Source organism: Cronobacter sakazakii, assembly GCF_000982825.1.
In the GTDB taxonomy this organism is placed as follows: domain Bacteria; phylum Pseudomonadota; class Gammaproteobacteria; order Enterobacterales; family Enterobacteriaceae; genus Cronobacter; species Cronobacter sakazakii.
On record NZ_CP011047.1, the window covers coordinates 2,716,237 to 2,736,254 of the forward strand.

General features: G+C 56.4%; 20 protein-coding genes and 3 tRNA genes. 15 read left to right on the forward strand and 8 right to left on the reverse strand.

All coding sequences use genetic code 11. The features are described 5' to 3' along the window. Positions 1–54 precede the first annotated feature (54 nt). The 5 genes from pgsA to CSK29544_RS12980 all read left to right on the forward strand — a co-directional run bounded on the left by pgsA (position 55) and on the right by CSK29544_RS12980 (position 2,044). On the forward strand, positions 55–603 hold the full coding sequence (pgsA, locus tag CSK29544_RS12960) for a CDP-diacylglycerol--glycerol-3-phosphate 3-phosphatidyltransferase (RefSeq protein WP_004387984.1): 549 nt from the start codon (positions 55–57) through the stop codon (positions 601–603). Positions 604–769: 166 nt separating this feature from the next. After that, positions 770–845 (forward strand) — tRNA-Gly (locus CSK29544_RS12965). 53 nt (positions 846–898) lie between these two features. Next, a tRNA-Cys gene (locus tag CSK29544_RS12970) sits at positions 899–972 on the forward strand. A 12-nt stretch (positions 973–984) separates the two neighbouring features. Further along, positions 985–1,071: transfer RNA gene (locus CSK29544_RS12975), tRNA-Leu, on the forward strand. 553 nt (positions 1,072–1,624) lie between these two features. Continuing rightward, positions 1,625–2,044, forward strand: a complete 420-nt coding sequence (locus tag CSK29544_RS12980; RefSeq protein ID WP_029039207.1) for a GNAT family N-acetyltransferase — start codon at positions 1,625–1,627, stop codon at positions 2,042–2,044. A 28-nt stretch (positions 2,045–2,072) separates the two neighbouring features. Here CSK29544_RS12980 and tyrP read toward each other — a convergent pair whose 3' ends face one another. The 3 genes from tyrP to yecR form a co-directional block, all read right to left on the reverse strand. Continuing rightward, complete coding sequence (gene tyrP / locus CSK29544_RS12985; RefSeq protein WP_007900839.1) at positions 2,073–3,281, reverse strand: tyrosine transporter TyrP; 1,209 nt, start codon at positions 3,279–3,281, stop codon at positions 2,073–2,075. A gap of 237 nt (positions 3,282–3,518) precedes the next feature. Next, positions 3,519–4,016, reverse strand: coding sequence for a non-heme ferritin (gene ftnA / locus CSK29544_RS12990; protein WP_004387987.1), 498 nt, complete (start codon positions 4,014–4,016; stop codon positions 3,519–3,521). 261 nt (positions 4,017–4,277) lie between these two features. Beyond that, on the reverse strand, positions 4,278–4,625 hold the full coding sequence (yecR, locus tag CSK29544_RS12995; RefSeq protein ID WP_007868822.1) for a YecR family lipoprotein: 348 nt from the start codon (positions 4,623–4,625) through the stop codon (positions 4,278–4,280). Between the two features lie 279 nt (positions 4,626–4,904). On the opposite strand from yecR, the gene CSK29544_RS13000 reads away from it, so the two are divergent. Continuing rightward, on the forward strand, positions 4,905–6,161 hold the full coding sequence (locus CSK29544_RS13000) for a methyl-accepting chemotaxis protein (RefSeq protein WP_007900838.1): 1,257 nt from the start codon (positions 4,905–4,907) through the stop codon (positions 6,159–6,161). A gap of 137 nt (positions 6,162–6,298) precedes the next feature. Further along, positions 6,299–6,937, forward strand: coding sequence for an RpiB/LacA/LacB family sugar-phosphate isomerase (locus CSK29544_RS13005; protein ID WP_007900836.1), 639 nt, complete (start codon positions 6,299–6,301; stop codon positions 6,935–6,937). A gap of 39 nt (positions 6,938–6,976) precedes the next feature. Here the strand turns inward: CSK29544_RS13005 and CSK29544_RS13010 are convergent, their stop codons facing one another. Then, on the reverse strand, positions 6,977–8,398 hold the full coding sequence (locus tag CSK29544_RS13010; protein ID WP_029039206.1) for an MFS transporter: 1,422 nt from the start codon (positions 8,396–8,398) through the stop codon (positions 6,977–6,979). A 207-nt stretch (positions 8,399–8,605) separates the two neighbouring features. Here CSK29544_RS13010 and azuC point away from each other — a divergent pair, with 207 nt between their 5' ends. Both azuC and CSK29544_RS13015 read left to right on the forward strand, forming a co-directional pair. Continuing rightward, the gene (gene azuC, locus CSK29544_RS24295; RefSeq protein ID WP_015386592.1) at positions 8,606–8,689 is read left to right on the forward strand and encodes a stress response protein AzuC; all 84 of its coding nucleotides are present in this window, start codon (positions 8,606–8,608) and stop codon (positions 8,687–8,689) included. A gap of 186 nt (positions 8,690–8,875) precedes the next feature. Beyond that, positions 8,876–9,124, forward strand: coding sequence for a DUF2766 family protein (locus CSK29544_RS13015; RefSeq protein WP_004387991.1), 249 nt, complete (start codon positions 8,876–8,878; stop codon positions 9,122–9,124). A gap of 26 nt (positions 9,125–9,150) precedes the next feature. On the opposite strand, the gene CSK29544_RS13020 is transcribed toward CSK29544_RS13015, so the two are convergent. The 4 genes from CSK29544_RS13020 to CSK29544_RS13035 form a co-directional block, all read right to left on the reverse strand. Next, a complete protein-coding gene (locus CSK29544_RS13020; RefSeq protein WP_012124431.1) occupies positions 9,151–9,753 on the reverse strand; it encodes a LysE family translocator in 603 nt (200 codons plus the stop codon). Positions 9,754–9,790: 37 nt separating this feature from the next. Next, positions 9,791–10,633, reverse strand: coding sequence for an AraC family transcriptional regulator (locus tag CSK29544_RS13025; protein WP_007900827.1), 843 nt, complete (start codon positions 10,631–10,633; stop codon positions 9,791–9,793). 98 nt (positions 10,634–10,731) lie between these two features. Next, on the reverse strand, positions 10,732–12,075 hold the full coding sequence (locus CSK29544_RS13030) for an anaerobic C4-dicarboxylate transporter (protein ID WP_029039205.1): 1,344 nt from the start codon (positions 12,073–12,075) through the stop codon (positions 10,732–10,734). A gap of 200 nt (positions 12,076–12,275) precedes the next feature. Beyond that, complete coding sequence (locus CSK29544_RS13035) at positions 12,276–12,776, reverse strand: non-heme ferritin-like protein (RefSeq protein WP_004384878.1); 501 nt, start codon at positions 12,774–12,776, stop codon at positions 12,276–12,278. 466 nt (positions 12,777–13,242) lie between these two features. Between CSK29544_RS13035 and CSK29544_RS13040 the strand changes: the two genes are divergently transcribed. From CSK29544_RS13040 to otsA, 6 genes are all read left to right on the forward strand, one after another. Further along, entirely contained in the window at positions 13,243–13,749 is a 507-nt protein-coding gene (locus tag CSK29544_RS13040; RefSeq protein ID WP_029039204.1) for a cupin domain-containing protein, read from the forward strand. A 288-nt stretch (positions 13,750–14,037) separates the two neighbouring features. Further along, positions 14,038–15,027 (forward strand): arabinose ABC transporter substrate-binding protein AraF, encoded by a 990-nt coding sequence (gene araF / locus CSK29544_RS13045; protein WP_004384880.1) that lies wholly within the window; start codon positions 14,038–14,040, stop codon positions 15,025–15,027. Positions 15,028–15,090: 63 nt separating this feature from the next. Next, on the forward strand, positions 15,091–16,605 hold the full coding sequence (gene araG / locus CSK29544_RS13050; RefSeq protein WP_007900821.1) for an L-arabinose ABC transporter ATP-binding protein AraG: 1,515 nt from the start codon (positions 15,091–15,093) through the stop codon (positions 16,603–16,605). 13 nt (positions 16,606–16,618) lie between these two features. Then, a complete protein-coding gene (gene araH / locus CSK29544_RS13055) occupies positions 16,619–17,599 on the forward strand; it encodes an arabinose ABC transporter permease AraH (protein ID WP_007776025.1) in 981 nt (326 codons plus the stop codon). Between the two features lie 176 nt (positions 17,600–17,775). Continuing rightward, entirely contained in the window at positions 17,776–18,576 is an 801-nt protein-coding gene (gene otsB / locus CSK29544_RS13060; RefSeq protein ID WP_007850904.1) for a trehalose-phosphatase, read from the forward strand. Then, positions 18,551–19,975: an alpha,alpha-trehalose-phosphate synthase gene (gene otsA, locus CSK29544_RS13065; RefSeq protein WP_007900814.1), complete on the forward strand. Its 1,425-nt coding sequence runs from the start codon at positions 18,551–18,553 to the stop codon at positions 19,973–19,975. The genes otsB and otsA overlap by 26 nt, the downstream gene beginning before the upstream one ends. Positions 19,976–20,018 lie beyond the last annotated feature (43 nt).

Here is a 20,018-nt window from a genome sequence, read left to right on the forward strand (position 1 = left end):
GCTATGTAGCAACATAGCGGTAATCTCAAATTATGACAGATAGTTACCTGCACTATGCGATTTAATATCCCTACATTGCTGACGCTGTTTCGAGTCATTCTGATCCCGTTTTTCGTGCTCGCATTCTATCTGCCTTTTCACTGGGCGCCTTTCGTCTGCGCGTTGATCTTCTGCTTTGCCGCGGTGACCGACTGGTTTGACGGTTTTCTCGCCCGCCGCTGGAATCAAAGCACGCGCTTTGGCGCGTTCCTCGACCCGGTTGCGGATAAAGTGATGGTGGCTATCGCGATGGTGCTTGTCGCCGAGCACTATCATAGCTGGTGGATTACCCTGCCGGCGGCCACTATGATCGCGCGTGAAATTATTATCTCCGCGCTGCGTGAATGGATGGCGGAGCTGGGCAAACGCAGCAGCGTGGCCGTCTCCTGGATTGGGAAAGTGAAAACCACCGCGCAGATGATGGCGCTGGTCGGTTTGCTGTGGCGTCCGAATCAGTGGGTTGAGTACGCCGCGATTGCACTCTTTTTCGTCGCTGCAGTGCTGACGTTCTGGTCAATGTTCCAGTATTTGAACGCCGCGCGCGGTGATTTGCTCGAACGTTGATCTATACGGCGTAAAATTCAGCAAACGAATCGCGTTGCCTGAAAATTTCGTTGACTCATTGCGTCAGGTAAGTAGAATGCAACGCATCGAACGGCGGCACGGTTCGCCGGACGGTAAGTAAATCAAGTAATTAGATTAAGCGATTCGCTTTCAGTTACTTCGATAAGCGGGAATAGCTCAGTTGGTAGAGCACGACCTTGCCAAGGTCGGGGTCGCGAGTTCGAGTCTCGTTTCCCGCTCCAAATTTTGATATCAGCCTCTTTGCTGGTGTCAGCCTGAAAAGGCAAGCAATTCTGGCGCGTTAACAAAGCGGTTATGTAGCGGATTGCAAATCCGCCTAGTCCGGTTCGACTCCGGAACGCGCCTCCACTTTCTTCCCGAGCCCGGGTGGTGAAATCGGTAGACACAAGGGATTTAAAATCCCTCGGCGTTCGCGCTGTGCGGGTTCAAGTCCCGCCCCGGGCACCATGGGAAAGACAAGAATAATCAAAGCAATAAGCAGTGTCGTGCAAACCACCTTCGGGTGGTTTTTTATTTTGTCGCGCCGTTTCCTGACATCTTTCCTGACATCATTTCTCGTTTTTTCCTGAGCGGCCACGGCGTCATCACGCTGATTCTTAATGTATTTAACTTAAGCGCACATCCTGAACACCATCACACTTCGCTAATAAATTAATCAATCACGATATATCATGTATCTGTTTTTCCATTCTGCTGCTACGTTTTAATAGCACCCCATCATGGTGCTCTCTACTCGCTGCAATGAGTTTTCCAGGTCAGCGTTCAGCCCCACGGTTGAGCCATTCTGACGCTGACTCACACGGGGGAAAATCGTACCTTGCAGAATAAGGGCCAGGACGGCGCAAACCATAACAGACTGAGCCAGTCCATGAGGACTGGCTTCTTTTTCCTCCCTCCCCGCACACCAAACTCTTTCCAGAAATACCGCCTGCCGAAATTCGGGGATTATGTCATCTGCCAGAAACGCTTAAGGTCAGTAAAAGATAACGAGGAAAAGACGATGGAATATCAGTTAACGGGCACCGCGGATGAAGAACTCAAAGCACGCATAAAAAAACAGGTCGGGCTTTATAACGCAAAGCATATGACGTCTGATCCGCAGGAGCTGATCATCAGCGTCACCGACGCGCAGGGCAATCTGACCGCCGGTCTGACCGGGCGTAGCTACTGGGGCTGCCTGCATATCGAATTTCTGTGGGTCGATGAAAGCCTGCGCGGGCAGGGCACCGGCGCGTCGCTCATGGCGATGGCCGAAGCAGAAGGGCGTAAGCGTGGTTGTAAACGGGTATTTGTGGATACCTTTAGCTTTCAGGCACCGGATTTTTACCGCAAACAGGGGTATGAAATCTACGGCGTGGCACCCGATTATCGCGATGGTCACTCCCGTTTTTACTTCAGCAAAGACCTGAGCGAAAAGTAAAAGCCCCGACATTGGGGCTTTAACCTGTTCAGCCAACCTCGCGCAATACGCCTGCGCTAATCAAAAACTGTATAGCCACAATGGCGATGCCGCAGGCAAAAACCAGTGCCAGCGTGAGACTGCCCCCCGCGACCTGCCAGCCTGCCGGGTGACGTTTACGGCTCTGCCAGGCGAGCAGGGAAGGGAGCAGCAGCGCCAGCACCGCCAGCGCCACGCCCGCATAGCCGAGCGCCATGGCAAACCCCTGCGGGTAGAAAAGCGAGAAAGCGAGCGGCGGCACAAAAGTCATCAGCCCGCTCTGGGCGCGGCCCGCTACGGTGCGGGAGCGTTTAAACATATCCGCCAGATAATCAAACAGCCCGAGTGACACGCCAAGAAACGAGGTGGCGAGCGCCAGATCGGCGAAAAGATGCACCGCCAGCTCCACGTGCGGCGAGGCGACGACATCGCGCACCGCCTGCAACAGACCATTCAGGCCAGCATGAGTAGCGAGCAGGCCCATAAAGGTGTCTGACGGGATGGCCCCCAGCGTGGCGAGCTGCCAGAACAGATATGCCACCAGCGGGATAGCGCTGCCGGTGATAAAAATCAGCTTAAGTTTGCGGACATCGCCCTTCATATAGCTGACGATACTTGGCACGCTGCCGTGAAAGCCAAATGACGTAAAAATGACCGGCAGCGCGGAGAGCGCCAGGCCTTTTTCCACCGGCAGCGTCAGCAGATTCACCTGATGAATATGCGGCATCATCATCGCCAGCATCACGACCAGAAAAATCGTTTTGGCTGTAAACAGCAGACGATTGACCAGATCCACGCTGTGCGTGCCGATGCTGACGATAAACCCGCCCACAAGCGTAAACGCCAGCACGCCGGCAGCAGGCGTAATGGCTACGCCCGTCCACTGGCTCAGGCTTGAGGCCAGCAGTTCGCCCGCGCCGCTGATATAGGCCGCCGTCAGCGCATACATCAAAAACAGCATGCTAAACCCGGCCAACCACTGGCCAGGTTTACCAAGATAATGCAACGCAAGCGTACCGAGCCCGGTCGATGCAGGCTGGTGCTGATAGACCTCTACCAACAACAGCGCGGTGTAGCACATCAGCCCCCAGAGTAAGAAAAGCAGCAGTGCGGTCACGCCAAAGCCAACGCCCGCCGCAGCCAGCGGCATCGCCAGCATCCCTGCGCCGATAGTCGTACCGGCGACGATAAAAATACTGCCAAAAGTGCGGTTCTTCACGCGGTGTACTGTCCTGCAATCATCAACTGGAAATTTATGCTGCGCAGGGTAAAGAATTCTGTTCACGTCGTCAAATTGACGTTACGTAGGGTGTAATTTTTTGTTTACGGAAGGGTGTGCAGGAAGATCTGCTTCAGCCGCTGTTAGCAGCGTCACAAAATAGAGGAAATGAAAGGCGGAGAGAATTAAAAGGCGGGAATAAAAACCGGTAATGACAGTGCCATTACCGGAAAAATATCAGGGCTGAGCGTCGAGCGTTGCCAGCTCTTTATCGATGAAATAAAGCCCTTCACCGCTTTTACCTGCGAGGCTCAGTTTATCCAGCACGGATTTAAACAGTTTTTCTTCTTCATGCTGTTCGGCCACATACCATTGCAGGAAATTAAAAGTGGGATAATCCTGCGTGGTCATCGCCACGTGCGCCAGTGCATTAATCTGGCGGGTGATCAGCTGCTCATGTTCGTACGTCGCCTGAAAGAGCGCATCAAGAGACGCATACTCGGCAAACGGCGACGGCACAGCGTTAATGCGCGGGAAACTGCCGGTATCTGTCAGATAGTTAAAGAGACGCTGCATATGCGTCATCTCTTCCTGCGCGTGGCGGCTTAAAAACGCCGCCGCCCCTTCAAAGCTGTGATAGCTGCACCAGGCGCTCATCTGCTGGTAAAGCAGAGAAGAATAGAGTTCAAGATTCATCTGCTCATTAAGTTTTTCAATCATATCTGGCTTCAGCATATTATTCTCCGCGATAACAGGGGTAATTATCGCCGCACTATAATTTGTTATTAAACTGTTTGCAAAAGATAAAATTAAAAAATCGTGGCGTTAATAATGCAAATAGGAATTAAAGTCATTCATTAATTAAATGAGAATTATTATTGCGAAAAAAGAAATAAATAAGACGATAAGAATAAACGTAAGAAGGAAAATAACAGGGGGAAGAAAAGAGAAGCGTACGCACAGCCACCGCCAGGCGGCGGCAGCTGTAACGCCGGTTTACCAGCCGCTGACCGCGCGGTTATTGATGGTAAAACCCCGGCACTGATACTCCAGCACGATAGATTCCGTCATGCATTGCGTGCCGGTGATAACTGAACACGTTTTGACCGGCGCACCGTAGGCTTCCGCCACGGCATAGCCCCAGTCCTGGCACTGGCGGTTCGCCATAGACTGCGCGACGTAGTTATCGACTTTCGCATGTTGCAGCGGTTGTTCGCTGATACCGAGTCTCACGGTGCCGGTAACTTTACTGCCGCCAACCACTTCCGGCGTTTTAGTAATGGTGCAGCCGCTCAGCGCGAGCAGCGCGGTAATGAAAATGACCTTGCGCATCGGTGTTCTCACAAAGTTTGCCTTCATAACATCATGCCACGCCATAGCCTGTCGCAATCGCCTGAAAAGCCCCCGGATCACCCCGTATCCCGCGCTTTAGCAAAACGCTCACGCACCGTGACTTTAAATAATCACTTAAGTTTATTGTTGCAATGCTTAAGTTCTGCGCGCGCAGGCCGACAACTACGATACGGTCAGTCTTTATCTGTGACGTAAAGAAATGCAGAAAAGGCAGGGATGGGTACCGTCATGTCTGCGCAGGGATGGCTTCTTCACACCAGGAATCAACATATGAATTTTATTCGCAATGTTAAAATCCGTGCGATGGTGGTATGGGGCTTGCTCTTATCCACAATCGCCTGGGTGGGGGTTTCCGGAGCGACGCTCTGGTTTCTTCATCACCTGGAAAATAGTCTTACGCTGAATGCTGAACAGGCGGGCTGGGTCAACACCGCGCAATGGCTGTTGAGTCTCTCCGTCGTGGGCAGTATTACCCTCACCATTCTGATGGAGCGCTACCTCTACTTCTGTCTGGTGCGCCCCGTTGAGATCATTCGCGGGCACCTGCACGTGCTGGCAGACGGTAACCTTGAGGTCAAACTTCAGGATCTCGGCCGCAACTGTGTCGGGCTGATGGTGCCCTATATCCAGCGCATGCAGGATAACTGGGAGAAAACCGTCAGCGCCATTCGCACCAGTGCGGAAACCATTCGCAGCCATTCGGGTGAAGTCTCGGGCGTGAATACCGAGCTTTCCACGCGTTCGGAAGAGCAGGCGGCGGCGCTGGAGCAAACCAGCTCCAGCATGCAGCAGCTCAGCAGCACGGTAAAACTCAACGCCGAAAACGCGAGCCATGCCAGCAAGCTTTCTGGTAACGCCACGCGCACGGCGCAAGCCGGCGGAGACTCCGTGAAACAGGTGATGGAAACCATGTCGCGCATTTCCAGCAGCTCCAGCAAAATTGTCGATATCACGACGGTGATCAACAGCATCGCCTTCCAGACCAATATTCTGGCGCTCAACGCCGCCGTGGAAGCGGCGCGCGCGGGCGAGCAGGGGCGTGGTTTTGCTGTTGTCGCGGGTGAGGTGCGCAATCTCGCGAGCCGCAGCGCGCAGGCGGCGAAAGAGATAGAAACGCTGCTTAACGAATCGGTCAGCAATATTCAGACCGGCTCCGGCCAGGTGAAAAAAGCGGGCGAGGCGATGGATGAAATTCTGACTGCCGTGCGCCAGGTGAACGATATTATGGGTGAAATCGCCAGCGCGTCCGGCGAGCAGAGCGACGGTATCAGTCAGGTGGGCATCGCAGTAAAAGAGATGGATGCTGTCACCCAGCAGAACGTACAACTGGTGCAGCAGTCCGTGCTGGCGTCAAACGATCTGGAGCGCCAGGCCACGCACCTGACCGAAGTGGTTGGCCTGTTCCGCCTGCGCGGACAGACGGCACGCGCGACGCCTGCCGCTGCAGCGCCACTCGTGCGGCCCGCGCTGGCTGGCAGCGCCGCGCCAAAGGCAACAGCCACAGAAACCAACTGGGAAACCTTCTGACAAAACGGGCATGAAAGAAAACTGTGAGCACCACTCTATTTTTTAAAACAATATTTCATTTAATTTGAAAGTTTGTTTGGTGAATAGTATGGTTGACTCACAGTTTGCTATTCATAGCCTTTTCAGGAGAGAACCCAATGAAAATTGCACTGATGATGGAAAACAGTCAGGCGGCCAAAAACGCGATCATCTATAAAGAGCTGAAAGCGGTGGCGGATGAAAAAGCGTTCCCGGTGTATAACGTCGGCATGAGTGATGAGAACGATCATCATCTCACCTACATTCACCTCGGGATTATGGCGAGCATCCTGCTGAATTCCAGAGCGGTGGATTTTGTGGTGACTGGCTGCGGCACCGGGCAGGGCGCGCTGATGTCCCTGAATATTCATCCGGGCGTAGTGTGCGGCTACTGCATCGATCCGGCGGACGCGTTCCTGTTCGCGCAAATCAACAACGGTAACGCGCTGGCGCTGCCGTTCGCGAAAGGTTTTGGCTGGGGCGCGGAACTCAACGTGCGCTTTATCTTTGAAAAAGCGTTTACCGGACGCAAAGGCGAGGGCTATCCGCCGGAGCGTAAAGAGCCGCAGGTGCGCAACGCGGGCATTCTGAACCAGGTGAAAGCTGCGGTGGTGAAAGAGAACTATCTCAATACCCTGCGCGCCATCGATCCTGAGCTGGTGAAAACCGCTGTTTCCGGCGAGCGCTTCCAGCAGTGCTTCTTTGATAACTGCCAGGATAAATCGATCGAAGGTTTCGTGCGTGAAATTCTCGGCTGATAAGGCCTGATGAAACAGCCAGCCCGCGGGCTGGCTTTTTTACGCCCGTTTGCCGGAGACGCTGTGGCCCGCGTGCGCAGCGAGGCGCAGCGTATCAAACATCCCCGCCAGGCTTATCAGGGCAATCATTACGAACGCCAGCCGGAAACTCGCGCCCGGAATATTGGCGCTCAAAAAAGAGGTACTTATCACCTCGCCAAGCCGGATGCCGATAGCGCCCAGCGTCACGCCAAGCCCCACGGCGAGCTGCGTGGCGGTGCTGAACAGCGTATTGGCGTAACTCATTTCGCCCGAAGGTACATCCGCAAACGCCAGCGTGCTGATGCCGGTAAACTGAATGGAGCGAAACACGCCGCCCAGAAAAAGAATCAGCAGAATCAGCCACACCGGGGTCTGCGGCGTCAGCAGCGCGCAGGCGAGCAGCGCCAGCACGTTCAGCAGGCCGTTAATCAGCAGCAGTTTTTTAAACCCGAGCCAGCGGATAAGCGGTGTTGTGGCAGGTTTTATCGTCAGGTTACCCGCGAAAACCGCCAGCACCAGCAGCCCGGAGTGAAACGCGTCCATGCCGAAGCCCACCTGAAACAGCAGCGGCAACAGAAACGGCACGGCGCTGATCGACGCACGAAACAGCGAACCGCCATACATCGTGACGCGAAAGGTCGGCACGGCCATCGCATCAAGGCGGATCATCGGGAACGGCGCGCGGCGAAAATGGCGCAGCGCGAAGACCAGCGCCCCGCACCCCGCCAGCAGCAGCGCGCCTGCAAGCAGGCCGTTTGATTCGCGCGCGGCCAGCATCTCCATCGCGCACACCAGCGCCACCATCGCCAGCGCGGTGGCGAGAAAACCGGGCGTATCAAACGGGCGGCGAACGTCATCGTGATTATCAGGAATAAGACGCCAGGCGAGCGCCATCGCGATAAGCCCGGCGGGCAGGTTAATAAAGAAAATCCAGCGCCAGTTTGCATAACTGGTGATAAACCCGCCGAGCGGCGGCCCGATAATGGGCGCCACCAGCGCGGGCCAGGTCAGCGTGGCGATAGCCGTAATCAACTGGTGTTTGGGCGTGACGCGCAGCACCGCGAGACGGCCGACCGGCACCATCAGCGCGCCGCCCGCGCCCTGCAATACGCGCATCAGCACAAACATTTCAAGCGAGTTAGCGAGCCCGCACAGCACCGACGCGCCGGTAAAAATCCCCAGCGCCAGCGTAAACACCTTACGCGCGCCGAAACGGTCGGCAATCCAGCCACTTGCCGGGATCAAGACCGCGAGCGTCAGCAGATAAGCGCTGATGCCAATATTCAGCGCGACCGCTTCGACACCGAAGGTGTGCGCCATCGTCGGCAGGGCAGTCGCTATCACCGTACCGTCGAGGAACTCCATAAAGAACGCGCCCGCCACCAGCAGCGCGGCGGGAGAGACGCCGCCTGCGCTGGCTTTCGCCATGTTCTGCCCCATACCCGCTCCCTAAAATTTTTTTATAAAAATTAATCAAATTGCACAAGCGTTAAGTGCCGGAAATGAAAGCAATTTGTTAACATTCAGTTCATTTTCATTAACAGCGTGGCGTGATTTTAATCACAAAATGGTTGATTTTTGTGATGCGGGTCATATTATTGGCGGGTAGCAACACGCTAACCAGAATGAATAAAACCGGAGCACGCCATGAAACTGCGTAAAATCCTTAAAAGCATGTTTGAAAATTACTGCAAAACCTTCAAAGACGTTCCGCCAGCCGGGATGTTCTGATAAAAAACCTGCCGCTGGCAGGTTTTTTTATGTCCGCATTTCTTGTTATACCCGCCATTGCCTCGTTCTGAAACCCTTAGTGCTGATTTATGAAATGATGGTTCATTTTAAACCCTCCAGTGTACCAGGTTCGCAATTGCCGGGCTTTGCCGCTACTATGTGCGCCTTGACGCTAAGGAGAATGCAATGTCCCAATCCCTCACTGCCGAAGATGAACTGGTTTCCGACGTCGTCGCCTGCCAGTTGGTGATTAAACAGATCCTGGACGTTATCGACGTCATCGCGCCGGTAGAAGTGCGCGACAAAATGGCGAGCCAGCTGAAAAGCATCGATTTCTCCGGCCATCCCTCCGCCGATCCGGTGACGCTGCGCGCCATTCAGAAAGCGGTGGCGCTAATTGAGCTGCGCTTCACCCCGCAGAACGAAGCGCACTAAGCAAAACGGCCCCGACGGGGCCGTTATCAGTTAAAAAATCCCATCCAGGCGCAGGCGAACAGCCACAGCGCCATCAGCCGCTGAAAGCGCACCAGCGCTTTGTCGCTGCGAAATACCCGCTGCACGCCGCTGCCAAGCCAGGCCCAGGCGGCGAGGCACAGCAGCGAAATCACAAGAAAGCCCAGCGCCTGAAACGAAAGTATGGTGAGCGCGCGGCCGCTGTGCGGCGCGAAGACCGTCACGACCGCCATCGCCATCATCCAGGTTTTCGGGTTAATCAGCTGTAATGCCGCCGCCGCGCCGGCGCCAAACGGTTTGCTCGCCTCGCCCGAGAGCGAGACCGCGGGTGAACGGAACAGCTGCCAGCTCATCCACGTCAGCCACAGCGCGCCAGCAAGTGCCATCAGACGCGCAAGCCAGGGGGCGTGGCGCAGCGCTTCACCCGGCCCGACGCCGCACATCAGCACAATAGCGCTGGAGGCCAGGCACGCGCCGACAACCGCGGGCAGCGTCGCGCGGGTGCCGTAACGCTGGCTGTTGGAGAGAATCAAAATGTTGGTCGGCCCCGGCGTAATCGAGGCCACAAAAGCGAAGAATAAAAAGGGCAGTTGTTGTGTAAGCAGGCTCATAGCATCTCCCGTTGTCTGAGCCTTTATCCTGCGTGACTCAGGCGCTGGCGTCTGGAAGATTCGTGCAGAGTTTGCGGTAGTGGGCGGGCGATAGCCGATAGGCGCGCTGGAACCAGCGCCCCAGATGGCTTTGATCGGCGAAACCGAGCGCCGCCGCCACGTCCACCGGCGTCATGCCGCGCGCAAGCATCGCTCTGGCGCGGGCGAGGCGCAGTTGCACCAGCCAGGCGTGGGGTGCCATACCAAAGGCGTGCTTGAACGTGCGCGACAGCGTAAAGCGGTCGGTGCCGAGCGCCTGTGCCAGTTCCGCCAGCCCGATATTCTCACCGAGATGCGCATACAGATAATCACGGGCGCGCAGCGCCATCTGCGCGTCGCGAATTTCACCTGGCAGCCGTTTGCGCCACTGGCACTGGTGCGTGAGCTGGCTTAACAGGTTATCCATCACGCCCTGCTGCACAATGCGCATTTCATCGTGATGCAGCGCGGTGAATGTCGAGGCAATCGCCTGTACCAGCGCGGGCTCACGGGCGATGGTGCGGGCGAAGTGTAGCTCGTAGCTGTCCGGCACGGTGGCGTAGAGCCCGCCGAGCGTTTCCCGCAGCCAGCGTTCATCGAGATAAAACGTGAGATAGGTAAAGCCGCCCGCCAGCGGCGCGTCGCCGTCATGGGTTTCTCCGGGCTCCAGCAGAAACGCCGCACCCGGCGTGCTCTGGTGACGCTCACGGCGACAGTGAAACTGCTGGGTACCGGCGAGCGTCATGCCCACCAGATAGCTGTCGTGCCAGTGCGGATCGTAAGCGTGGCCTTCAAAATGGGCGCGGATGGTTTCGATGCCGGTGTCAGCGTGCTGACGTAATTCAATCCAGTCTTTAGCCATAGCGTCTCCTGTGAAAGGAAACTCTAGCATAACGAGTCTTTAACAAAAGTCTGGAAGATTTGTGCAGGCGGTCCGCAGACCGCCCTGTTTGAGACGCATCAGAAGAAGAGTTGCACCAGCAGATAGCTGGCAGCGCAGGCGCAGCTGACGCCAATCAGCCCCGGCAGGATAAAGCTGTGGTTTAAGATGAATTTGCCGATGCGCGTGGTGCCGGAGCGGTCAAAACCGATGCACGCGAGGTCGCTTGGGTAGGTCGGCAGTACGAAATAGCCGTAAGAGGCCGGGAAAAATGCCACCAGCATTTTCGGCTCGACGCCCAGCATCAGCCCCATTGGCGCGACGGCGGTCAGCGCCGCCGCCTGGCTGTTCACCAGTTTAGAAACCAGAAACAGCACGATCGCGTAGGTCCAGGGGTGGCTTTTCACCACGCCTTCCAGCGCCAGTTTCAGCTCGTTTAAATGCGCCTGGAAAAAGGTGTCGCTCATCCACGCCACACCAAACACCGAGAAAATCGCCACCATCCCGGCTTTAAACACCGCACCGCTGGAAATGGACGCCGCGTTCACTTTGCAGACGACGAGCATCACCGCGCCTGCAATCAGCATCATCATCTGAATAACCAGATTCATGGAGAGCGGGGCGATATTGCCTTTCACCTCAAATGCCGGACGCAGCGCGGCGATCGCGCCGAGCAGCACCACCAGCGCAATGGCGGCGAAGAAAATCCAGGTGGACCACCAGGCGTGTTTGTCAAAGCGCTGATTCATCAGCGTTTCGCTGCCGCCATAGAGGTATTCACGCTGTTTCGGATCGCGCAGACGCGCCTGGAACGCCTCGTCGTCTTTTAAATCTTTACCGCGCCGCAGGCTCCAGAGCGCGGCGACCAGTACGCCGAAGAGCGATGCCGGTACGGAAACCGCGAGAATTTCCAGAATGCTCCATGCCTCGCCGATGCCGTGCTGCGCGCCGAGAATCGACACCAGTGATACCACGGCGACCGACACCGGCGAGGCGGTGATCGCCATTTGTGAGGCGACGGACGCCACGGCCATCGGGCGTTCAGGGCGTATGTCTTTCTTCAGCGCGATGTCGGCAATAATCGGGAACATGGTGTAGACCACATGCCCTGTGCCGCATAAAAACGTCAGCGTCCAGGTGGTGAGCGGTGCCAGCAGCGTGATGTGCTGTGGGTGACGGCGCAGCAGGCGTTCTGCGAACTGCATCATCACGTTCAGGCCGCCCGCGGTTTGCAGCGTGGCGGCGCAGCCTATCACCGCAAGGATGGTCAGCATCACGTCCACCGGCGGCTTGCCCGGTTCCAGCCCAAAGATAAAGGTTAAGAGAAACAGTCCGATGCCGCTGATGAGGCCAAGCCCCATCCCGCCGAGGCGGGTGCCTGCCAGCAAACACAAAATAATGACGATAAATTCGAGAGTAATCATAAGGCTCCTGCCACGTAACATGCGTTGAATCGCAGAAGCATTACAGAATGCAGGGTTAATCAACGGGAGCCAGATCGTATTTATAAAAACCTAACAAAAACAATACATTGTTAACATGGCGATAACGTTGAGCGAAAAGAAAGGGAAGGAAAAACGAAGGAAAACATTAGCGCCCTCAGGTGAGGGCGCGGGGATCAAAATCAGGGGGTCTGTTCCATCATGACAAGCAGACGCTGGTCCGCTTCTTCGGCACACAAGCCAGCCTGACGGGCCTGAGTGAGTTCGTTAAGAATGGTCGCGAGCAGCGCTTCGTCCTGGCGCAGCTCCTGTTCAAACTCGCCAAGCATGGCGAGCATCGCGTCATCACGCGCCGCCTGCGCTTCGCTCATCAGACGCGCCAGCGCGGCATGGCGTCCGCCAAGCTCATCCTGCATCTGGTGGAAAATCGCTTCCAGGCTTGAGCAGTCAGGTTTCACCGATTTCAGCGCGCCGACCACCGGATTCGCGCCGGTCTGTTTAAGGTAATCGAATAATCGCATCATCTGGGTTACGTTGTGCTGCGCCTGCTGGCGCAGTACCGTCGCGCTGCCGTTCAGGCTCTGCTGCGCGCACCAGTCGCTGTAATAGAGGCACAGGTTGGATGCGTAAAATTCCTGATTCATTTGTGCATTGAGTTTCTGCACCACGCCGAGGGGAGCCATATAAATATCCTTATTGACAGGGTTAAGGGGAACGGTCGTTGACCGCGACGCGTGTACGCTTGCCCGTCAGGTCCTGGCGGGTGGCCACGTGTCAGCCGTTATAAAACGTAAGCATCATCGCTCCCTGATGTATTAAGCCTGGTATAACTGTGGCTATTTGCCAGTCCAACCGATTCTTTCTTAAAACGTGACGCAGCGCTGGAATGCTTCCGGGGCGACCTTCGTTGTCGGTACGCCCGACGCAGCGGATACGTTTTATTCTCGTTTAAGCAAAAAGAAATGAAAAAGCGCGTTGTTGCTGACGACAGGGGGTGAGGGAAGCGCATTATGCCTGTCGATATATTATGGTGGCTAAACATTACGATGAACCGCGGCGCGCGAACACGCCCCTCACATCGATTCCCCTGGTAAAGCGGCATGGCGCGGCGGGCTATACTTACGCTTTGTTCGCGACAAGGAGGAGAGTATGACTAACGCGTGTGAAACGCTGTATCTGCCCGAGCCTTACGGCGGCGTGCCGAATAACGTGCTGCCAGTGTTGCTTTATCGCCATGTGTTGCCTGACGACGCCGACGACGCGGCGGTCTGGTTTGAACAGCGCTTCGGGCAGCATCAATGGCCGGCACGCTGGCGCTACCCGGTTTTCACTTACACCCACTTTCATACCAACACGCATGAAGTGCTCGGTATCTATGCGGGCGAGGCGCAGATCCAGTTAGGCGGTGAAGCGGGGCCCGTTGTCACGCTTCGCACCGGCGACGCGGTGCTGATCCCGGCAGGTGTCGGGCATAAGCAAATCGACGCCAGCGCCGATTTCATGGCGGTGGGCGCGTACCCGGAAGGGCTGTCGCCCGATAAATTCCTGGATGAACCCGCGCAACTGGCGCAAACGCGTAAAAATGTGGCGCAAGTGGCAACGCCCGGGCGCGATCCGCTCTATGGCACAGAAGGCGGTCTTGTCACCCTCTGGTAACGGTCAGGGATTCTCTGGCTGGGCTTATGGATATATCTGCTAAATCCTCGTTGAATCATCATACATATCGGGCCAGATTTATGCCCGATATTGCTGTATTTATGTACGCAATCACTGTAATTCCATGATGTGATTTCGCTCTCCTATGGAGAATTAATTTCCCGCTAAAACTATCTCCAGCGTTCGCCGCTTCCGGGAGGGAACGGCTAATGCTTTGTTTTCTGTCCGATTAAAAGAACCTTTCAGGTTTTTACCCTGCATAAAAGAAAGCTAAAGCTGGAGATAACCATGCACAAATTTACTAAAGCGCTGGCGGCCATCGGGCTCGCCGCCGTTATGTCACAATCCGCTATCGCAGAAACCATGAAGCTCGGTTTTCTGGTGAAACAGCCTGAAGAGCCGTGGTTCCAGACCGAATGGAAATTCGCTGATAAAGCGGGCAAAGACCTGGGTTTTGAAGTCATCAAAATTGCGGTGCCGGATGGCGAGAAAACCCTCAACGCCATCGACAGCCTGGCGGCGAGCGGGGCGAAAGGCTTTGTTATCTGTACGCCAGACCCGAAACTCGGCTCGGCGATTGTCGCGAAAGCGCGCGGCTACGATATGAAAGTCATCGCCGTGGATGACCAGTTCGTGACCGCCAAAGGCAAACCGATGGAAACCGTGCCGCTGGTGATGATGGCTGCGACCAAAATCGGCGAGCGCCAGGGCCAGGAACTCTATAAAGAGATGCAGAAACGCGGCTGGGACGTGAAAGAAACGGCTGTGATGGCGATTACCGCCGACGAGCTCGACACCGCGCGCCGCCGCACCACCGGCTCCATGGACGCGCTGAAAGCCGCAGGCTTCCCGGAAAAACAGATCTATAAAGTCCCGACCAAATCCAACGACATCCCCGGCGCGTTTGACGCCGCCAACTCTATGCTGGTTCAGCATCCTGAAGTGAAACACTGGCTGGTGGTCGGCATGAATGATAACACCGTGCTGGGCGGCGTGCGCGCCACCGAAGGGCAGGGCTTTAAAGCGGCTGACGTTATCGGCATCGGCATCAACGGCGTGGATGCGGTGAGCGAGCTGTCCAAAGCGCAGGCTACCGGTTTCTACGGCTCGCTGCTCCCAAGCCCGGACGTACACGGCTATAAATCCAGCGAAATGCTCTACAACTGGGTGACCAAAGGGGCAGAGCCGCCGAAATTCACCGAAGTGACCGACGTGGTGCTGATTACTCGCGACAACTTCAAAGAAGAGCTGGCGAAGAAAGGACTTGGCGGCAAGTAATGGGCGATTTATCGCGGTTCGGGCGCGCCTGCGCGCCCGCTTTTTGAGTGGCCCGGAGGTAACATGCAGACATCGTCACCTTATCTTTCGTTTCGCGGCATCGGGAAAACCTTTCCCGGTGTGAAGGCGCTTTCGGATATCAGCTTTGACTGCCACGCAGGCCAGGTTCATGCGCTGATGGGCGAAAACGGCGCCGGTAAATCGACACTGTTAAAAATTCTCAGCGGCAACTACGCGCCGACCACCGGCACAATCGCCATCAAAGGCGAAGACGTTACGTTTAGCGACACCACGGCGGCGCTCAACGCGGGCGTCGCTATCATCTACCAGGAGCTGCATCTGGTGCCGGAGATGAGCGTGGCGGAAAACATCTATTTGGGCCAGATCCCTCACAAGGCCGGGATAGTCAACCGCTCGCTGCTCAACTACGAGGCGAAGCTGCAACTGGAGCATCTGGGGCTCGATATCGACCCGCAGACCCCGCTGAAATATCTCTCCATCGGCCAGTGGCAGATGGTGGAAATCGCCAAAGCGCTGGCGCGCAACGCCAAAATCATCGCCTTCGACGAGCCGACCAGCTCGCTCTCGGCGCGTGAGATTGAACACCTGTTCCGCGTGATCCGCGAGCTGCGCAAAGAAGGGCGCGTCATTCTTTATGTGTCGCACCGTATGGAAGAGATCTTCGCGTTAAGCGACGCCATTACGGTGTTTAAAGATGGCCGCTATGTGCGCACCTTCAGCGACATGCAGCAGGTGAACCATGACAGCCTGGTGCAGGCGATGGTCGGGCGCGATCTCGATGATATCTACGGCTGGCAGCCGCGCAGCTATGGCCCCGAGCGGCTGCGTCTTGAGGCGGTGAAAGCGCCGGGCGTGCGCGCGCCGGTGAGCTTAAGCGTGAAGAGCGGCGAAATCGTCGGCCTGTTTGGGCTGGTGGGCGCCGGGCGCAGCGAATTAATGAAAGGCCTGTTCGGCGGCACGCGCATCACCAGCGGCCAGGTGCTGATCGACGGCGAGCCGGTCGCTATCCGCGCGCCGGGCGACGCCATCCGCGCGGGCATGATGCTCTGCCCGGAAGACCGCAAAGCCGACGGCATTATTCCGGTACATTCGGTGCAGGACAACATCAACATCAGCGCGCGGCGCAAGCACATCAGCGCGGGCTGTCTTATCAATAACGGCTGGGAGCAGGAGAACGCCCGCCATCATATTCGCTCGCTGAATATCAAAACCCCAGGCGCGGAACAGCTGATTATGAATCTCTCCGGCGGCAACCAGCAGAAGGCGATACTCGGCCGCTGGCTGTCGGAAGAGATGAAAGTGATTCTGCTCGATGAGCCGACCCGCGGAATCGACGTCGGGGCGAAACATGAAATCTACAACGTGATTTACGCGCTGGCGGCGCAGGGGGTGGCGGTGCTTTTCGCCTCCAGCGATCTGCCGGAAGTCCTCGGCGTGGCTGACCGCATTGTTGTGATGCGTGAAGGCGAAATCGCCGGTGAATTACTGCACGAGGAGGCCAGCGAATCAACGGCGCTCAGCCTCGCTATGCCCAAAACCAGCCAGGCTGTCGCTTAAGTAAGGAGAAATTATGTCATCACTAACCACATCCGGTGCGCCGAAGTCCTCATTCTCCGTGGGTCGCATCTGGGATCAGTACGGCATGCTGGTGGTCTTCGCCGTGCTGTTCCTCGCCTGCGCTATCTTCGTGCCGAACTTCGCCACCTTTATCAATATGAAAGGCCTGGGGCTGGCTATCTCGATGTCCGGGATGGTGGCCTGCGGCATGTTGTTCTGCCTCGCCTCCGGGGATTTCGACCTCTCGGTGGCGTCTGTCATCGCCTGCGCGGGCGTTACCACGGCGGTGGTCATTAACATGACCGAAAGCCTGTGGCTCGGCGTCGCGGCGGGTCTGCTGCTCGGCATTGTCAGCGGGCTGGTCAACGGCTTTGTTATCGCGAAGCTTAAAATTAACGCGCTGATCACCACGCTTGCCACCATGCAGATTGTGCGCGGCCTCGCGTATATCATCTCCGACGGTAAAGCGGTGGGCATTGAAGACGAAAGCTTTTTCACCCTCGGTTATGCCAACTGGCTCGGCCTGCCGGCGCCTATCTGGCTGACGGTCGCCTGTCTTATCGTGTTCGGCTTCCTGCTCAATAAAACCACCTTCGGGCGTAACACACTGGCGATTGGCGGTAACGAGGAGGCCGCGCGCCTGGCGGGTGTGCCGGTGGTGCGCACCAAAATTATTATCTTTGTGCTCTCAGGCCTGGTCTCCGCCGCAGCGGGTATCATCCTCGCCTCGCGCATGACCAGCGGCCAGCCGATGACCTCCATCGGTTATGAGCTTATCGTGATTTCCGCGTGCGTGCTGGGTGGCGTTTCTCTGAAAGGCGGCATAGGAAAAATCTCGTATGTGGTGGCGGGTATCCTCATCCTCGGCACCGTTGAAAACGCGATGAATTTATTGAATATCTCCCCGTTCGCACAGTACGTGGTGCGTGGCCTGATCCTGCTTGCGGCGGTGATTTTCGACCGTTACAAACAGAAAGCGAAACGCGTTGCGTAACGCATTTTCTCCCGCGTAATTCCCTCTAAAAACGCCTTCCGGCCTGTTTTTTCAGACAGGCGGAAGGCGTTGCCGAATGGCGACACTCGTCACACTGTCTATACTTACACGGTCATTAAAACTATCAGATAACCTCAGGGTTAGCTGTTTAACCCGTAAGGAAGGAGGAAACACTGGTGGCCGAAGTGTTAGCTGTACCGCCCGTAACCCGCGAAAATCTGGCCTTTTTTTTCGACCTTGACGGCACGCTTGCCGACATCAAGCCGCACCCCGATCAAGTGTTCATTCCCTCCGATGTTCGTCGCCTGCTGCAAAAACTCGCCGACATGAATGACGGAGCTCTGGCATTGATTTCAGGACGTTCCATGACGGAGCTGGACCAGCTTGCCGCGCCGCATCGCTTTCCGCTGGCCGGGGTCCACGGGGCCGAGCGTCGTGATATCCGTGGTCAGAATCATGTCGTGTCGCTGCCGGAATCGCTGGTCGCACATCTGCATCAGCAACTGGAAGCGGCGCTTGCACAGATGCCTGGCACGGAGCTTGAGGCGAAAGGCATGGCATTCGCGCTGCACTATCGCGGCGCGCCGGAGTATGAAGACCAGATTTTGGCGCTGGCGGAAGGCATCGCCAGCGAGCATAAGCAGCTGGGGCTGCAACCGGGCAAATGCGTAGTGGAGTTAAAACCGCTGGGCATTAATAAAGGCGCGGCTATCGAGGCATTCATGAAAGAAGCGCCGTTCGCAGGCCGCGTACCGGTTTTTGTGGGTGACGATCTCACCGACGAAGCCGGATTTTACGCTGTAAACCAGCTCAATGGCATTAGCGTCAAGGTCGGGCAGGGAGATACCCAGGCGAAGTGGCAACTCGCCGATGTCCCGGCCGTCCACGCGTGGCTGGAGCAATTAGTTCAAGAACAAGAAAAAAAAACGTCAAATAAAAGGAGAGAAGGCTATGAGTCGCTTAGTCGTAGTATCTAATCGTATCGCCCCGCCGGATGATAAAAAAAGCAGCGCCGGGGGCCTCGCGGTAGGGATACTGGGAGCGCTGAAAGCAGCAGGCGGCCTGTGGTTTGGCTGGAGCGGTGAAATCGGCAATGAGGATGCCCCGCTTAAAAAAGTCACTCGTGACAATATCACCTGGGCGTCATTCAATTTAAGCGAGCAGGATCACGACCAGTATTACAACCAGTTCTCCAACGGCGTGCTGTGGCCCGCGTTCCACTACCGTCTGGATCTGGTGAACTTCCAGCGCGAAGCGTGGGAAGGCTATCTGCGCGTTAACAGCCTGCTGGCGGATAAACTCAAACCGCTGATTGAGCCAGACGATAATCTGTGGATCCACGATTACCACCTGCTGCCGTTCGCAAGCGAACTGCGTAAGCGCGGCGTGAATAACCGCATCGGTTTCTTCCTGCATATTCCGTTCCCGACGCCGGAAATCTTCAACGCGCTGCCGACCAACACTGAACTTCTGGAGCAGCTGTGCGATTACGATCTGCTGGGCTTCCAGACGGAAAACGACCGCACCGCGTTCCTGGACTGCCTGGCGATGCAGACGCATTTTTCTACCAGCAGCGACGGGGAGCATACCGCGTACGGTAAAACCTTCCGCACGGAAGTCTATCCGATTGGTATTGAGCCTGAAGAGATTGCGCAGGCCTCCGCAGGCCCGCTGCCGCCGAAACTGGCGCAGCTTAAGGCTGAGCTTGCCAGCGTGAAGAATATCTTCTCTGTGGAGCGCCTCGACTACTCCAAAGGGCTGCCGGAGCGTTTCCAGGCGTTCGAGACGCTGCTGGAGAAATACCCGGAGCACCATGGCAAAATTCGTTATACCCAGATAGCGCCGACGTCGCGTGGCGATGTGCAGGCTTATCAGGATATTCGTCATCAGCTGGAAACGGAGGCAGGGCGTATTAACGGGAAATATGGCCAGCTCGGCTGGACGCCGCTCTATTACCTCAACCAGCACTTCGACCGTAAGCTGCTGATGAAGGTCTTCCGCTACTCTGACGTGGGCCTGGTGACGCCGCTGCGTGACGGGATGAACCTGGTGGCGAAAGAGTATGTCGCCGCGCAGGACCCGAAAAACCCGGGCGTGCTGGTGCTTTCACAGTTTGCGGGCGCTGCCAATGAGCTGACCGCCGCGCTGCTGGTTAACCCTTACGATCGCGACGATGTGGCGGCCGCCCTTGACCGGGCGCTGAAAATGCCGCTCGCGGAGCGTATCGCGCGCCACAGCGAGATGCTGGAGATTGTCCGTAAAAACGACATCAATCACTGGCAGGAGGCCTTTATTAAAGATCTAAAGCAGGTAACGCCACGTAGCCCTGAACGCGAGCTGCAAAACAAGGTGGCGACCTTCCCGAAACTGGCGTAATACGCCGTCTGCGCTTCCCGGGCGCTCGCCCGGGAACGTCATC

Bases quoted from the DNA above. Each gene is read 5' to 3' on its own strand.
- CSK29544_RS13035 (WP_004384878.1), bottom strand. From the start codon at position 12,776: ATGGCTCCCCTCGGCGTGGTGCAGAAACTCAATGCACAAATGAATCAG.
- araG (WP_007900821.1), top strand. From the start codon at position 15,091: ATGCAGACATCGTCACCTTATCTTTCGTTTCGCGGCATCGGGAAAACC.
- CSK29544_RS13030 (WP_029039205.1), bottom strand. From the start codon at position 12,075: ATGATTACTCTCGAATTTATCGTCATTATTTTGTGTTTGCTGGCAGGC.
- CSK29544_RS13000 (WP_007900838.1), top strand. From the start codon at position 4,905: ATGAATTTTATTCGCAATGTTAAAATCCGTGCGATGGTGGTATGGGGC.
- azuC (WP_015386592.1), top strand. From the start codon at position 8,606: ATGAAACTGCGTAAAATCCTTAAAAGCATGTTTGAAAATTACTGCAAA.
- CSK29544_RS13025 (WP_007900827.1), bottom strand. From the start codon at position 10,633: ATGGCTAAAGACTGGATTGAATTACGTCAGCACGCTGACACCGGCATC.
- CSK29544_RS12980 (WP_029039207.1), top strand. From the start codon at position 1,625: ATGGAATATCAGTTAACGGGCACCGCGGATGAAGAACTCAAAGCACGC.
- araH (WP_007776025.1), top strand. From the start codon at position 16,619: ATGTCATCACTAACCACATCCGGTGCGCCGAAGTCCTCATTCTCCGTG.
- ftnA (WP_004387987.1), bottom strand. From the start codon at position 4,016: ATGCTGAAGCCAGATATGATTGAAAAACTTAATGAGCAGATGAATCTT.
- araF (WP_004384880.1), top strand. From the start codon at position 14,038: ATGCACAAATTTACTAAAGCGCTGGCGGCCATCGGGCTCGCCGCCGTT.
- otsA (WP_007900814.1), top strand. From the start codon at position 18,551: ATGAGTCGCTTAGTCGTAGTATCTAATCGTATCGCCCCGCCGGATGAT.
- pgsA (WP_004387984.1), top strand. From the start codon at position 55: ATGCGATTTAATATCCCTACATTGCTGACGCTGTTTCGAGTCATTCTG.
- CSK29544_RS13015 (WP_004387991.1), top strand. From the start codon at position 8,876: ATGTCCCAATCCCTCACTGCCGAAGATGAACTGGTTTCCGACGTCGTC.
- CSK29544_RS13005 (WP_007900836.1), top strand. From the start codon at position 6,299: ATGAAAATTGCACTGATGATGGAAAACAGTCAGGCGGCCAAAAACGCG.
- CSK29544_RS13040 (WP_029039204.1), top strand. From the start codon at position 13,243: ATGACTAACGCGTGTGAAACGCTGTATCTGCCCGAGCCTTACGGCGGC.
- CSK29544_RS13020 (WP_012124431.1), bottom strand. From the start codon at position 9,753: ATGAGCCTGCTTACACAACAACTGCCCTTTTTATTCTTCGCTTTTGTG.
- CSK29544_RS13010 (WP_029039206.1), bottom strand. From the start codon at position 8,398: ATGGGGCAGAACATGGCGAAAGCCAGCGCAGGCGGCGTCTCTCCCGCC.